Consider the following 14,212-nt stretch of genomic DNA (forward strand, 5'->3'; position numbering starts at 1 on the left):
CTTGGCCGGGTGCGTTTTGTGCCTGTGTGTGGGGCTGGCCTCACCGGCCGCCGCGCAGGACTCCGGCGGCGAACCAGCTCAGCCAGTCGAGCAGACTGAGGAGGCTCAGACGGCCGAGGCTTCGGACGCAGAGGCGTCCCAGAGTGAGGCGTCATCCTCGGATGCCTCGGAACAGGAAGCTTCGGAGCAAGAAGCGTCCAATGGAGAAGCGTCGGACGGCGAAGAAGACGCGGAGGCGTCGAACTCCGAATCGGCAGAGGCCGAAGGTGGCCTGGCGCAGGCGGAGAAGGATTTCCAAGAGGCCTACCGTCGCTACTCCGAGGAGATGAGCGACTACCAGGGCACCGTCGACTCCATCGTCGAAGCCGAGTACAACCAGCGCATCGCCAAGATCAACCGCGTCTACGACCGCAAGATCGACAACCTCGAGGCGGTCGAACGGCAGCGCCGCAAAGAGGCGATCGCCGCGTTCGAAGAGTATCTGCGCCGGTATCCGGACACGCCGGGTTATACCCCCGACGCGCTGTTCCGCCTGGCCGAGCTCTATTTCGAGAAAGCCAACGACGACTACCTCGTCGCCGACGAAAACTATCAGTCGGAACTCGCCCTCTACGAGGCGGGAAAGCGCGCCGATCCGCCGAAGCTTCCCGAGCGTGACTACTCCAAAACGATGAGCCTGTTTACTCAGCTCATCACCGATTGGCCCGACTACGAGCAGGCCGACGGAGCCTACTACCTGCTGGCGTACACCAAGCTGCAGGACGCGCAGGATGACGAGGCTCGACAGCTTCTGACCGAGCTTGTCCAAAATTACCCCGACAGCCGATTCGTGCCGGAGGCGTGGATCCGCATCGGTGAGTACTGGTTCGCCTACGCTGAAGGACCCGAAGCGCTCGCCAAGGCGAAGAACGCCTACGAGCAGGCGATGCAGTACCCGGACAGTAAGTTCTACGACAAAGCGCTCTACAAGCTGGCGTGGACTTACTACCGCATGGACGACTTCAAGAAGGCCATCGGCGAGTTCAAACGCCTGGTCAAGTTCAGTGACGAGCAGAAGCAAAAGACCGGACGCTCCGGCTCGGTGCTGCGTGCCGAGGCGGTCCAGTATATCGCGGTCAGTTTGGCCGAAGAGGACTGGGACCTCGACGGCGCCGTCGATATGGGCTTTGGCCTCGACCGCGTCAAAAAATACTTGAGCGGCGACGAGCCCTACGAGCGCGAAGTGCTCGTGCAGTTCGTCGACTACATGTTCGAGAACAACCGCTACGCGGTGGCCGCCGAGACGATCAACTACGCCCTGTCGAAGTACCCGCGCCATCGAGACAACCCGCAGCTCCACGAGAAGCTGATCCTCGCGCTGATCCGCGACGGGCGCCGCGACGCGTCGTTCGCCGAGCGCCGCAACTTGCTGGCCTATTACGGCCCCGAGAGCGATTGGTACGAGTTTCAAGAGCGCGTCGGCCACGAGGACGCGGTGCGTCACGCCGACAACCTGGTCAAAGACAACTTGATCCAGTCGGCGACGTGGTTCCACGAAGAGGCGCAGAAGCTCAAGAACGAGGCGGTGGTCCGCCAGGACACCCAGATGCTGGCGCTCGCTCGCGAGAAGTACGCCAAGGCGGCCTCGGCCTACGAGGACTTCCTGGCGCGCTATCCGAACGACAAAGACCTGTACCAGTGGAACTTCTACTACGCTGAATGTCTGTACTACTCCGAGCAGTACGTGCCGGCCTACGAGCAGTACCGCGTGGTGCGTGAGCTCGACATCTCGGACAACAAGTACCAGGAGAAGGCGGCGTTCAACGCGATCAAGTCGATCGAGTTCAAGATGCGTGAACTCGCCCAACGCGGCGAGATTCCTGCCAAAGCCGTGCCGGGAGGCGGCGTCGAGGACGCGCGTCAGGCGGCGCAGCAACAGGAGTCGGCCAGCGCGTCGGCACAACAAGCCGGCGAGGGCAATGACCAGAAGCGTGTCATCGAGCCCGAGGCGATGCCGGCGATGCTCGGCAAGTATATCACTGCGATGGACCGATACGTGGTGCTCGGGCTCGAGAACGAGAGCGACCCGGACCTCGACCTGAAGTTCGCCTTCCAAGCCGGCAAGCTCTTCTACGACTTCAAAGACTACGACACTGCTCGCGAGCGCTTTAACTGGATCGTCGACAACTATCCGGAAAACGAGCTGGCGTACTTGGCCGGCAGTCTCATCTTGGAGACCTACCGCCAGGAGCAGGATTACACCAAGCTCGCGGCGGCTGCCGAGAGGCTCAGCGAAGTCATCAAAGGCGAGCAGGCGCAGGCCATCAAAGAAGAAGTGCGCCAGTTCAAGCTGGGCGCGATGTTCAAATCGGCCGAGCAACTCTTCGCCAACAAGCAGTACGAGAAGGCCGCCAAAGAGTACCAGCGCGTGGTCAACAACGCGCCGGATCACGAGTATGCGCCCAAAGCGCTGAACAACGCGGCGGTCGCCTACGAGAATATCGGCAAGTACGAATCGGCGATGAAGCTGTACGAGCGAGTCTACAATGACTACCCGCAGAATCCGCTGGCCGGCTACGCGCTGTATCGCGTCGCGGTCAACTCGGAGCGCTTCTTCGACTTCGATAAGGCTGTCCAGTCGTACACGCTCTTTTACGACAAGTACGAGGGGCAAAACCCTCAAGAGCTGACCGACATGGGCTTCATCATCGCCGACAAGCGCCAGAACGCGCTGCGAAGCGCCTCGGTCCTCACCGAGAACCTGCAGCGCTACGAGCGGGCCGCCAAGCTCTACGAACAGTATGTGCGTGCATATCCGAGCGCCGAAGATTCTGCAGGAGCTCAGTGGCGAGCGCTCAAGAGCTGGCAGAAGGCTGGCGAGCCGCGCAAGATGATGAAGGCGATCTCGACCTACCGACGCGAATTCGGTGGAAGCGCCGACAAGAATGCCAAGGTCCTCGAAGCGATGATGATGGTCGCCGAGCATTACGAGGACTCGGGCGACGAGCGCAAGGCCACCAAGTGGTACGAAGACATCGTCGAAGAGTTCAAAAAGCGCAGCCCCGAGGGCGACCCGGCGTCGGCCTACTACGCTGCCAACGCCCGCTTTCTGTTGGCCGAAGAGTCCTTCCAAGACTGGAAGGCCATCGAAATCAAAGGAAGCATGAAGCGGCAGGGCCGTCTGCTCAAGAAGAAGATCGAGGTTCAAAAAGAGGTCGCCAAGGAGTTCCAGGAAGTCTGGAGCTACGGAAGCCTCGAGTGGACCCTGGCCAGCACTTTCCGCATCGGCAGCCTCTATCAGGCCTTTGCCGAGTCGCTCTACAACGTGCCGATTCCCTTCGAGGAGGGCACCGAAGAGTTCGATATTTACCGGATGCAGCTCGACGACATGGTCATTCCGCTGGAGGACAAGGCCATCCAGTACTACGAGCAGACCATCGCCAAGGCGCGCGAAGAGAAGGTGGTCAACGAGTGGACCAAGAAGACGCTCGAGGAGCTCAACAAGTTCATGCCGGACAAGTACCCGCTCTACAAAGAAGAGCGTCGCGAGGTTGCCAAGCGGGCTCGCACCGGCACGTCGTTCATGAGCGCCGACGCCTACGAAGCGAGCACCACCGAGCCTTCCGGCTCGGCGCTCGACGAGGGCAGTGATTCTTCGGGAGCCAACGGAGCTGCCGGTGAGCAGGGAGATGACTCGTGAGCCGTACCCAACGTAAACATGCCATTGTCTGGTTGCTTTGCCTTGCCCTCGGGGGCGCTGCGTGCTCGACGCCCGAGCAAAAGCCCGACGAAACGCAAGAGCAGGTCGCCGAAAAGCCCGAGCAGTCTGCCTCGAAAGAGGTGCCGCCCGAGGTAGTCGACGGCCAATCGGACGAGCAGGCGCAACAAGAGGCCGAAGCGCTGCCGCAGGCCGACGAGCCTGAAGAGCAAGCGCCGGAAAGGAAGCCCGGCGAGAAGATCGTTATCGACAGCGACTTCAAGTCGGACCTCGCGGACGCGCTCGAGGCCGCCAAAGATGGTGATCGTGACGCCGCGGTCAGCGAACTGCAGAGCTTGGCGGATCGTCGCAACGGCGGCTTCTTGGCGGCATTCAACCTTGGCGTTCTCTACGAGCACGAGGGCGACTACCGCAAAGCCGCCCAGCGTTACTCGCAGGCGCTTCAGAAGAACCCCGATTTTTCCCCCGCGCTGCTCAACCTTGTACGCCTGTACCTGCGGCTCGATCAGCCGCGAGACGCTGAAAAGCTCGCGCGCAAGTATACCAACGATCGCCCGGAGAATATGGACCATCGCGCGGTCGCCCTGCAGGTCGACTTGCACGAAGGCAAATACGAAGAGGTGATCCGCAAGGCCAAGCAGATTCTGCGCCGCGACGAAAAGAACGTCGAATCGATGCTGGCCATGGCCGAGGCCAACATCCAGCTCGAACGCGCCGAACTCGCCGAGGCGATCTTGGATCGCGCCCACGAGTTGCGACCCGAGCGCGCCGAAATCTATTTCAAGTACGCCAAGATTCGCTCGCAGGAGGAGAAGCTCTCCGATGCGATCTCCCTTCTCGAGCAGGCACTCCAAAAGCGGGTGAATTTCCCCGAGGCGCACAACAACCTGGGCGTTCTCTACCACGAAGCCGGCGACTACAACGCCGCCGTCAAAGAGTTTCGGGCCGCCATCGGTGACTATCCCGATTTCAAAGAGGCGTATCTAAACCTGGGCAACTCCCTCAAGGGCCTGCAGAAGTACAAGAAGGCTGAAAAGGCCTTCACGAAGGCGCTCGAAATCGACGCTGACTACGGCGACGCGCTCTTCAACTTGGGGGTGCTCTACCTGGACAGCGACATCGAAGGGATCGACAAGATCGCCCAGCTCAACAAGTCGATCGAGTATCTGACGAAGTACAAGAACGCGGCCGGTGGACGAATCGAAAAAGATGACCCCGCAGGCAAGTATATCGCCGAGGCGCGCAAGACCATCGAAGTCGAGAAACAGCGCCAGGAGATGATGCGTCAGGCTCAGATGCAGGCCGAGGACGACTCGGGCGACGAGAGTTCGGAGTCCTCCGACGGCTCGGAAAGCGCCGACGGTCAGTAGGTCGCCGGAGCGCAGGCGTCCGCGAAGGCGGCCATCGCCGCCTCGTCGAGACCGAAGAGGCGGGCAGCTTGTGCGTTGACCGCCTCGAGGGCCTCCTTCGTTTTTTGAATCTCGCCCGATTGGGCAAAGTAATGGCCGGTGCGACATGCATCGGCCATTTTTTCGTGGTCGGGATGGCTCGCATCATACGGGGGGATCCCCAGAGGCTCGATCACGCTCGCCGAGATCTGCGTGGACGTGCTCGAAGAGAGTACTTTCCAGCGAACCGGATCCGACGAGAGAACTCCGCACAAGTAGTAAGCCTCAGCCTCGTCTGCGCAGCCAATATACATCACCTTATCATTCGGCAGGCGAGGGCGTCCCTCCTCCGTTGGGGGGATCACCGACACGATGAAATCATCTGCCATGTAACGCCAGGCCACTTTGTACGGCTCGAACGTATAGTCGCCGATGCGCAAAATGGCATAGAAGGCCTCTTCGCGCGCTGCCTTCTCCCAGCCGGAAAATCCCCTGCGTTTGTCGAGTACCGATCGCATTTCCTCCAAGTAGCTCTTCGCGAGGGGATACGTGTCAGCCATTGTCTGCGGTGGGATCGCCCGCATCCTGGTCTCTTTGGTGTGAGGACACAGAAGATGCTCGTGACCACGAAGGTGCCATCGGCCCACATCTCGCCCGCGAATGATCTCGTAGACCAGCGCCTCTTCGAGCATCGTGCATGTCTGTGGGGCTTTGCGTCGGGCTCGTTCGGTGCGGTTGCGGAACCATGACACGCCAGGACGATCGGTCGAGGCGTCGAGCGGCTCGAGGTAATACACCGCGTTGGCTCCGCCCGTGAAAACACCTGTGCGCGCGCGGTATGGGTTGTCTCCTTCGAGCTTCTTGGATGCGCGGAGGCAATCGGGATCGCCGATCGTCCAGCGGCTTTTCGGATCACTTGCATCGACCCGACGAAGTGCCAGTTCGTGACGGCAGATCCGCTCCTCGACCTCGGCGAGGGTCGACCCGCCCGAGAGCTTGCTATTCTCGCCGTCGAGTTCCCACTGCTCGACCGGAACCGGAAACGATGTCGGCGTTCCTTTGGTCAGATGCCATACAGCCGTCTTCGTGACGGCGTGCTCGAAGACACGAAGCTCGTCGAAGATCGCCACCTTTCGCAACTCGAGCGGACGATCGGATGGCTTCAAGTGCAGCCGTCTCAGCCCACCAGAAGCGGCGTTCGACGTCATCGAAGCATAACGCAGCACCACCGAGGCGCGTCCGCCATCAGTTAGAAAGAGGTCGAACGCAACGGCGAGCGCTAACGTCGATAGATCTTCTTTTAGGAACGCGGCTTCACGGCCTGTGCTTTCGAACAGCGAATAGTGCGCCCAGAGTGGCTCTAGATGCTCTCGATATGGCCGCGAGATATACTCCCAGCCCACCCACGGAGGGTTGGTCAGGATCACGTCGACGGGATCGGGCATCCCCTGATCGCTCGATACGAAGTCAGCCTCGCCGCGACATCTGTCGCGCCACATATCCTGTTGATGATGGCTACAACGGGTCAGCGCAAACTCGAGGGTGTCCGCACAGAGCACCGGCAGGTCGATCGGACCGTCGGCTGGATCGAGATCGTCGCTGATCGACTTGATCAGGTTTGCCTTGGCGATCGCAGCGGTGGCCGGATTGAGCTCGATCATGCTCAGCTGCTGGAGTGTCGTGAGGCGATCGACTCCAGCACGATGTGCGTGCTCGAGGGCTGCCAGGAGCATCACGCCACTTCCGCCGAAAGGATCGATCATGCGCTGATTGGCAGTCCACCGGGAGGCGGCGACGAGCTCCTCGGCCAACCAGAAGGGGGTGTAGTGCTCGCCCGTTGGATGGAGCAGCGCCTTGGGCGCGATCGCAAGATAGAGCCGGCCAAAGCAATCTTTGTGCGTCTCTAGGAAATCGTGGAGGGTCAGGACGTCCAACGATCTCAGAAACGCCCGTGCGTATTCGAGATGATCGCCCTCAAACATACTTGGCCACCACCCAAAGTCGAGCGCGTGAGGCGGGTATGCGATGCCGTGATCGGCAAAGATCGTCCCCGAGGCGATCGCATCGAGGTGAGCGGTGAACTCTCCGTCAGGCAGCTGCGCCAAACTTTCGACTCGCCGGCATCCTTCCGGATCGACCGCACATAGTGCACCCAGATTCGCGACGAAGACGACAAAAGACTCGACAGCCATGACGAGCTGCGCAGTCGGTTGGCGCCCGTTGAGGTGCACGCCGAGATCCCTCGCCATCGCCTCGGCAGTCGAACCCCGCTGGCCCGCGAGATCCCCCTTCAGAAACGTCACATGCTCGGTCCACGCCTGCTGAAGCCCGGGGTCCATGATGCTGGTCGCGTCGAGAATTGCCTGAAGAAGCTGACGGGCCGGCGCTGACTTTGACGGCAGTAACTGGTCCATGGGGATCGTGTCAGTGCGCTGAAAGATGGAGGGGCTTGCTGCGAGAATTAAAGTCGAGGGAACAATGTGTCGATGATGTTGTCCAACCTAGCAGACCGCCGCGAAGGGGCGCTAGGAACTCGGCAGAACGCGCAAAGTTCAACAGGTTACTGAAGTTACTGTACATGAGTGAATTCGTAGACTAAGTTATACCGGAATCCTCGGTCACACCCAGTGACACTCATCCACATGGCGTTTGGCGCCAGACAAGGTGGTGTCTTGGAGCGTGTCCAGAGGACGTTGGAAGTAGCAACTGGCTTGACCGTCTGCAACACGACATGCGATCACCCAAAGACATCCTGCGATTGGCCCTCACGGCCCTGGCACTTGCCGCAGGACTCCTCGTGAGTTCGAGTGCATTTGCACAACAGGGCGTCATCGATCTCGAAGAGACCGTGATCAAGGGTCGTATCCAAAAGCCTGAGGCGTTCTACATTCTACAGCACGCCAATCTCGACTACGAGCCCTTCGACAAGAAGCCCTCGTTCATTCCCGAGCTGCTAGAGACAGTGAAGGAGGAGCCGTTTTGAGACGGCGCGTCGATGAAGCGAATCCCCGCATTGCTGGGCTAGATTCGTTGTGCTATAGAAGTGACTCCTCGTTTTGGACCGCAAATCCCACATCAATTGGGAGGAGCCAATCGGGATGGTCCGACATCAGGGGCTGCAACAAGATATACGAACGGAGCTTTTTTCCTTTCCTTTAAGGAAGCGCCTGAGTAATCAGACTCACTTACCCACGGAGGTAACAGGACATGAGCGCAATTGCTGAAGCGTTTCGCAGCGGCGGTATTTGGATGTATCTCATCCTCGCCGTTAGCATTTTCGCCATCGGTATCACCATCGAGCGATTCATCTTTTTGTTCTTTAAGTACAACATCAATGCGCAAGCCTTCATGGCCCAGATCCAGAAGCTTGTCATGGCCGACAATATCGATCGCGCCATCAAGCTGTGCAACGCCGCCCCGTCGCGTGCGCTGCCGAAGGTCATCAAGGCCGGTCTGACTCGCGCCAACAAGGGCGAAGTCGAGATCCAGAACGCCATTGAGGAAGCCACGCTCGAGGTGGTCCCCAAGGTGCAGAAGCGCACGCCCGCCCTGGCAGTTTTGGCGAACATCGCCACGCTGCTCGGACTTCTGGGTACCATTATTGGTCTTATCGAGGCTTTCGAGGCTCTCGAGTCGGCAACTCCCGAAAACCGTCAGCAGATGCTGTCGCGTGGTATCGCTCTCGCGATGAACACCACGGCTTTCGGTCTTGTCGTCGCAATTCCGACGCTGGTCGCTCACCTTATCCTGTCGGGCATGACCAAGAAGATTCTCGACGAGATCGACATGTACAGTGTCAAGCTCGAGAACCTTCTGGTCACCCGCGGAAAGGGTGGTACCAACCCGCTCGAACAGTAAGAGCGCATACGTCAGGCGCATCCACTGACGGCCGCAGGCTCGCTGGCGCGAGCCGGCCAGCCTGCGGCCCTCAGTCGAGCTGACACATGAGGACGGCTCTTGTGTAAAGGGTTGTTCGTCTCAAGGAGGTCATCACATGGCGCGTCAACGACGCGATGCAGGAGCGGACGGGACAGACGAGCTGAACCTCGCTCCCTTCATGAACATGGTCGTTATCCTCATTCCGATGCTTTTGCTGTCGGTTGTCTTCATCAAGATCGGTGTGATCAACATTACCGCACCGAAGCTTTCGGTGGGGCCACCTTCGGACGAGCAGCCGGAGAAGGAAGAGGAACCCCTGAATTTGACGATCGCCATCAGCGCGAAGGGTTTCCGGATTGCTGCCAAGGCAGCGACGCTTCCGGAAATGGAAGGTTGCCCTCGCCCGGGTCCGACGATTTGCCTGGAAGATCAGGACGTCGATGTTGCCGGTAAATTCGAGAGCGCCCGCAAGGCGTTCGAGAATGGCAACGCTCCGGCTGGCACCAAGGCGCTCGAAGAAGCCATGGCGGCGTACAACTTTCGCGAGCTTTACAACCGGTTGGCCAAAATCAAAAACGAGTATCCGGAGGAGACGATTGTCAACCTCTCGGCTGACTCGGACATGCCCTACTCGGTTCTGGTGCGTGTCATGGATGTGGCCCGCTACAAGCTCAAGAAGGACTCGTACAGCGATACCAGCGCGTTCTGGGAGGCCGAATACAAGAAGAGCGGCGACAATTACGCCGAGCTCTTCAACGACCCGGTACTCTCGGTCGTTCAGTAACCGAGCCTCGTAAAGCGCATACGGAGAAGATTCATGGCGAATCAACAAGAAATGTCGGGGTTCAGCGCCGAGGAAGAAGAGTGGATCAAGGCCCAGCGCGCTCGTAAGGAGCGCCGCCAAAAAGGGGGCCGTGACGAGGAGGGCGGGGGGTCGATGAACATCAACTCCCTGATGGACATCCTGGTCATTCTGCTCGTCTTCCTGCTCAAAAGCTACGGCGACCAGCCCATCAAAGTGACCGGCCCGGACTTGCAGGTGCCTAAAAGTACCACGCAGCTGACGCCGGAAGACATGACGACGATTACCATCAGTCGCAGCACCATCTTGGTCAACGACAAGAAGGCAGTCGACGTCAAAGATGGCTCGGTCGATCGCAGCCAGAAGAAAGGCGGCGAGTCGAGCCTGTATATCCAGCCGCTGTTCGACAGCCTGACCGAGGCCGTCAACAAGAAGAAGCGTCAGCAGCAGCTGCTCAACCAGAAGTACGAGCCGGTCGCCACGATCATTGCCGACCAGACCACGCCTTATCGCTTGGTCACCGAGGTGATGTATACGGCAGGCCAAGCGGAACTGAGTAAGTTCAAGTTTGCAGTCATCAAAGGGACGCGGTCGAGCCTCTCGGGCAAGTAAGTGGGACGCACCGACGCACACGATGGTGAAGAAGTGGCGGGTGAAAGGGGACGCAAAGACGCGTTATACCGTGCTCTTTGAATCCCCTTTTGCCGCTCTGAAGTGCCGACGAATCACGACGGCACCACGCGTGACGAGGACGAATAGTCTGAGGAATCCTCATGTCCAGTAAGCCCGGTAAAAAAATTCTTCGGATTGGTCTTATCCAAAACGGTAAGATTGTCGAAGAGCGCCTGATGCGCTCGATCAAGCCGGTCACGATCGGCCACGACCTCAATCCCAAAAAGAATACCCTGGTCGTCCCGGCCTCGGATCTGCCGAAGTCCTTCAAGCTCTTTGAGCCGACTGAAGGCGGCTATCAACTCTTTTTCACCTCGAAGATGAGCGGTCGTGTCTCCCTGGGAGACGGGGTGCGCACTCTCGAGGAGTTGATCAGCCAAGGGAAGGCGAAGAAGAGCGGCAATGGCTATGTCCTGACGCTTAGCTCGCGTGCGCGCGGCAAGCTCAAGATGGGCGAAGTTACGATTCTCTTCCAGTTTGTCACACCACCGCCCCCTCGTCCGAAGCCCGTTTTGCCGGCTTCGATGCGTGGAGGCTGGTTTAAGGGCGTTAACCCGTTCCTCGCCGCGGTCATGGCCATCTCGGCGGTGATCCAAGTTGGTTTTGTTGTGTGGCTCGAGAGTCAAGAGTGGCCCGAGCAACTCGACGCCGCCAATGCCGAGATTCCGGATCGCTTCGTCAAAATCATGGCCGAGCCGGAGCCCGAAGAGCCTGAGATCCCCGAAGAGCAGCAACAACCCGAAGAGGGCGAGGGTGAAGGCGAGTCTGAAGCTCAGCAGGAGCAACCCAAGCCGCAGCCTCAGCCGAAAAAGCAGAAGAGCGAAGAGCCTAAGAAGGACGACAAGCCCAAGACTGCAGAAGAGCGGGCGAAGGCCGAAGCTGAGCGTCGAAAGCGCATGGCCGAGAAGGTCCGTAAGTCGACCATCCTCCATCAGATTGGTGCGGTGGCCGGTGAAGACGGCAACCTTGCGAATTCGCTTTCAGAGGGCGCTGGCGACACGACCATGCAGGCGGCCTTCGAAGGCTCGGAAGGCATGAAAGCCGGTGAACTGGGTGCCGAGAAGAGTGGCCTTCGAACGAGCGGCTCTTCCGACGCCGAAGGCAGCGGCTCAGCCGCCGGTATCGGCGACCTGGGCGCAACCAGCGGTGCCAAAGAGGCGGGTAAAGGTGTCAAGACTGGCACCAAGAAGGAAGAGACCGTCAAAGCCAAGGTCGACATCAAAGGTGGCGGCCAGCAAATCGGCACCGGCAAGCTCGACGCCAACCGGCTTTCGAGCGTGGTGCGACGTGGTGCTGGCGCAATCAAGCGCTGCTTCGAACGCGAACTCAAGAAGAACCCGAACGCCGGTGGTAAGCTCGTAATTACTGTGACTGTCGGTCGCGCCGGTCGCGCCACCAACGTGATGGTCAAGGACAGCGGCATCGGCGGAAGCATGCAGAGCTGCACGAAACGAGCTGTCAAGCGGTGGCGCTTTCCGCGCCCCAAGGGCGGGGACGTGACCTTCACCAAGACATTTGTTCTGGAAGGTTCTAAATAAATCACCTGAGCGTGTCGTCGTAACTGGTGCGGCCAGGGGAGCGTGACCAACTTTGTTGAAAAGGCCGTCACGATCGACTACCGTATACAAGCTGATGCGTATACATCGGTTTCGATAGACGCGCGGTTGATTCTAATGTTGCGGCTAGTAGCCGTCTGGACTTGCGGGAGGAGTAATGAAAAAACGTTACCCCCTAAATATTTTGACGGCTCTCCTTGTATGCGTGATGAGCACCCAGATCGCTTGGGGCCAAGGGGCTGGCAACGCTTCTGCCGGGGACGATCCTCTCTCGGAGTTGACCAGCGAAGATAGTCTGTCGCTGCTCGACGAGGACATTGACAGCCTCTCCAACCAGGAGATGCTCAGCCGCGCGTCGAAGAAAGTCAAAACGATGCGCCAAACGCTGGCTCGAACTGGAGAGTTGCTGGATACGGTTCAAGAGAAGGAGCGCGACGTCCTGAAGGTCAACTGCATCAACGAAAAGCAGGCGGCCATGAAGGGGTTCGTTAAGGTAAGCGAACAGGCATACGTCAATCTCGAGACCGCAGCGCAAAAAGGGGACAACGCCGAGGCCAAGCACAACTACAAGCTTGTCTCGCTCGGCAACCAGCGCGTGAAGAGTCTTTCTCAGGAGGCGCGTCTGTGCACTGGCGAGGAGCGTCGATTTGCTGGTAAGGGCGACATCGAAGTAGTTCGGCCTGATAACGGCAAAGAAGAAGTCGACGGTCCTGATGAGGGGGATATCCTCACCGAAGACCTGCCCGAACTTACGCCGTATCAGTAGATACTCTTGCAAAATTGCACCGTTTGGGGCACACACGAATCCCCCAAATTGATAGCCTCGTAATGTTTTGAATTAGCTGTGAAGGCTTGTGCTGAATCGGATTGCCGTATGAATTTCCGACACCCTCGATGGCTCGCTGCTGCGGCCCTGTTTGTTGGGCTGTTTCCAGTGGGGCAACCTGCAGCCGCCCAGCCAGGCGACGGACTGAAGTCCTCTGACGGTGGATGGAAGTTGACCCCTGCGCTTACCCTTTCCGGCGGATACAACTCCAACGTCTTCAGAACCGGTGAGGGTGAGGAGTTCTCGTCACCGACGGTGGACTCTCCTTTAGGATACGTCGAGCCGAGCCTGAGGATTTCTAATCCGGGCGCGCGCAGTTTTCTTCTCGATTTCGACGCTTCTCTACAGTGGGAGCAGTACTTCGGAGGTGAGGTCACCGCCGAGTCAGGCGGGGTCGTCAACCCTGTCGAACAAAGCGGCCTGAGCGCGAAAGCCGATATTGCCGCCACGTTCAATCCAAAGGGCGACGTCAGCCTGACCTTAGACGAGAATTTCACGCGGCTGAACGAGCCGTCGAATTTCACGGGCAACGGTACTTACAACTGGATAGTGAACCGAGCCGGTGCCACGGTGGGCATCCAGCCGGGCGCGGGCATTTTGGACGTCGATCTCGGCTATCATTGGTGGTTGCACTACTACGAGACGGAGACGCTTTCACAACTGGATCGAAACGAGCACCGCTTCGATTTGGCCGCCCGCTGGCGCTTTCTTCCGAAGACCGCTCTGCTTGTAGAGGCGGATTACGGCATCCTCAGCTATTCCGACAGTGCGAACGAAGGTGAGCGTGAGGACTTGGACGAGCCAGTGTTGGCGAACTTCGGGTCGACACCGTTACGCGTTCAGGGGGGGCTCTCGGGCCTGCTCACTCGACGGATTGCTGTACGAGCTTTGGCCGGGTACGGCTGGTCGATGTATGAAGAGGGGCCCAGCTTCTCCGGGGTGATCGGAACGGCGGCATTGGCCTATACGTTCGGACGCTTGGACCTGAAGAATAACCTCGAGTTGGGCTATACTCGAGATTTCCGGAATTCCACGCTGGGTAACTACTATTCTGGTCATACGGTCTTCGCGAATCTGGAGGCCGGATTGTACGAGCGATTGGTCGTGATGCGCCTGGGTGGTCGGTTCGAACTGCGAGACTACACGCAGAACATCGACGGCACCCAGAGCGAAGAGGATACCGGCAACTCCTTGAACGATGAACTCCTCATCGGGGTTGCGGGCGTTCAGACCAACCTCAACGACTGGCTCATCTTCGATTTGGAGTACAACCTGCGTGCGAATTTCACCGACGACTTTTACACGGTGCCGTCCTTCGATGGCGAGCAACTCAACTTCGTGCGCGAGTACACCCAACACATCATCACCCTCAGTACGACGTTCCAATACTGA

Annotated in this window: 11 protein-coding genes; 9 read left to right on the top strand and 2 right to left on the bottom strand. The window is 59.0% G+C overall.

Annotated features, from left to right (window positions below; genetic code table 11):
* The first annotated feature begins 28 nt into the window (after nt 1–28).
* Together FIV42_RS18850 and FIV42_RS18855 are read left to right on the top strand one after the other, a co-directional pair.
* The gene (locus FIV42_RS18850; RefSeq protein ID WP_168210759.1) at nt 29–3,679 is read left to right on the top strand and encodes a tetratricopeptide repeat protein; all 3,651 of its coding nucleotides are present in this window, start codon (nt 29–31) and stop codon (nt 3,677–3,679) included.
* Nucleotides 3,676–5,067 (top strand): tetratricopeptide repeat protein, encoded by a 1,392-nt coding sequence (locus FIV42_RS18855; protein ID WP_141199189.1) that lies wholly within the window; start codon nt 3,676–3,678, stop codon nt 5,065–5,067. Before FIV42_RS18850 ends, FIV42_RS18855 begins: the two co-directional genes overlap by 4 nt.
* Here the strand turns inward: FIV42_RS18855 and FIV42_RS18860 are convergent.
* On the bottom strand, nt 5,061–7,499 hold the full coding sequence (locus tag FIV42_RS18860; protein WP_141199190.1) for an N-6 DNA methylase: 2,439 nt from the start codon (nt 7,497–7,499) through the stop codon (nt 5,061–5,063). The two genes, FIV42_RS18855 and FIV42_RS18860, sit on opposite strands and share 7 nt — an antisense overlap.
* Nucleotides 7,500–7,882: 383 nt before the next feature.
* Between FIV42_RS18860 and FIV42_RS18865 the strand changes: the two genes are divergently transcribed.
* The 4 genes from FIV42_RS18865 (at nt 7,883) to FIV42_RS18880 (ending at nt 10,378) form a co-directional block, all read left to right on the top strand.
* Nucleotides 7,883–8,068 (top strand): hypothetical protein, encoded by a 186-nt coding sequence (locus tag FIV42_RS18865; RefSeq protein ID WP_141199191.1) that lies wholly within the window; start codon nt 7,883–7,885, stop codon nt 8,066–8,068.
* Nucleotides 8,069–8,292: 224 nt separating this feature from the next.
* Nucleotides 8,293–8,943 carry a MotA/TolQ/ExbB proton channel family protein gene (locus FIV42_RS18870; RefSeq protein ID WP_141199192.1) on the top strand — a complete coding sequence of 217 codons (651 nt, stop codon included), beginning with the start codon at nt 8,293–8,295 and terminating at the stop codon, nt 8,941–8,943.
* Between the two features lie 136 nt (nt 8,944–9,079).
* Nucleotides 9,080–9,748 (top strand): ExbD/TolR family protein, encoded by a 669-nt coding sequence (locus FIV42_RS18875; RefSeq protein ID WP_141199193.1) that lies wholly within the window; start codon nt 9,080–9,082, stop codon nt 9,746–9,748.
* Nucleotides 9,749–9,781: 33 nt separating this feature from the next.
* On the top strand, nt 9,782–10,378 hold the full coding sequence (locus FIV42_RS18880; protein ID WP_141199194.1) for an ExbD/TolR family protein: 597 nt from the start codon (nt 9,782–9,784) through the stop codon (nt 10,376–10,378).
* Nucleotides 10,379–10,491: 113 nt separating this feature from the next.
* Here FIV42_RS18880 and FIV42_RS30240 read toward each other — a convergent pair whose 3' ends face one another.
* A complete protein-coding gene (locus FIV42_RS30240) occupies nt 10,492–10,818 on the bottom strand; it encodes a hypothetical protein (protein ID WP_168210760.1) in 327 nt (108 codons plus the stop codon).
* Here FIV42_RS30240 and FIV42_RS18885 point away from each other — a divergent pair.
* The 3 genes from FIV42_RS18885 (at nt 10,807) to FIV42_RS18895 (ending at nt 14,212) form a co-directional block, all read left to right on the top strand.
* Entirely contained in the window at nt 10,807–11,976 is a 1,170-nt protein-coding gene (locus tag FIV42_RS18885) for an AgmX/PglI C-terminal domain-containing protein (protein ID WP_168210761.1), read from the top strand. The two genes, FIV42_RS30240 and FIV42_RS18885, sit on opposite strands and share 12 nt — an antisense overlap.
* Before the next feature lie 175 nt (nt 11,977–12,151).
* The gene (locus FIV42_RS18890) at nt 12,152–12,760 is read left to right on the top strand and encodes a hypothetical protein (protein ID WP_141199196.1); all 609 of its coding nucleotides are present in this window, start codon (nt 12,152–12,154) and stop codon (nt 12,758–12,760) included.
* Nucleotides 12,761–12,868: 108 nt separating this feature from the next.
* Entirely contained in the window at nt 12,869–14,212 is a 1,344-nt protein-coding gene (locus FIV42_RS18895; RefSeq protein WP_141199197.1) for an outer membrane beta-barrel protein, read from the top strand.

The organism is Persicimonas caeni (assembly GCF_006517175.1).
Taxonomy (GTDB): Bacteria; Myxococcota_A; Bradymonadia; order Bradymonadales; family Bradymonadaceae; genus Persicimonas; species Persicimonas caeni.

Coding starts and splice junctions, on each gene's coding strand:
- FIV42_RS18860 (WP_141199190.1), bottom strand. CDS start 7,499: ATGGACCAGTTACTGCCGTCAAAGTCAGCGCCGGCCCGTCAGCTTCTT.
- FIV42_RS18870 (WP_141199192.1), top strand. CDS start 8,293: ATGAGCGCAATTGCTGAAGCGTTTCGCAGCGGCGGTATTTGGATGTAT.
- FIV42_RS18875 (WP_141199193.1), top strand. CDS start 9,080: ATGGCGCGTCAACGACGCGATGCAGGAGCGGACGGGACAGACGAGCTG.
- FIV42_RS18880 (WP_141199194.1), top strand. CDS start 9,782: ATGGCGAATCAACAAGAAATGTCGGGGTTCAGCGCCGAGGAAGAAGAG.
- FIV42_RS18890 (WP_141199196.1), top strand. CDS start 12,152: ATGAAAAAACGTTACCCCCTAAATATTTTGACGGCTCTCCTTGTATGC.
- FIV42_RS18895 (WP_141199197.1), top strand. CDS start 12,869: ATGAATTTCCGACACCCTCGATGGCTCGCTGCTGCGGCCCTGTTTGTT.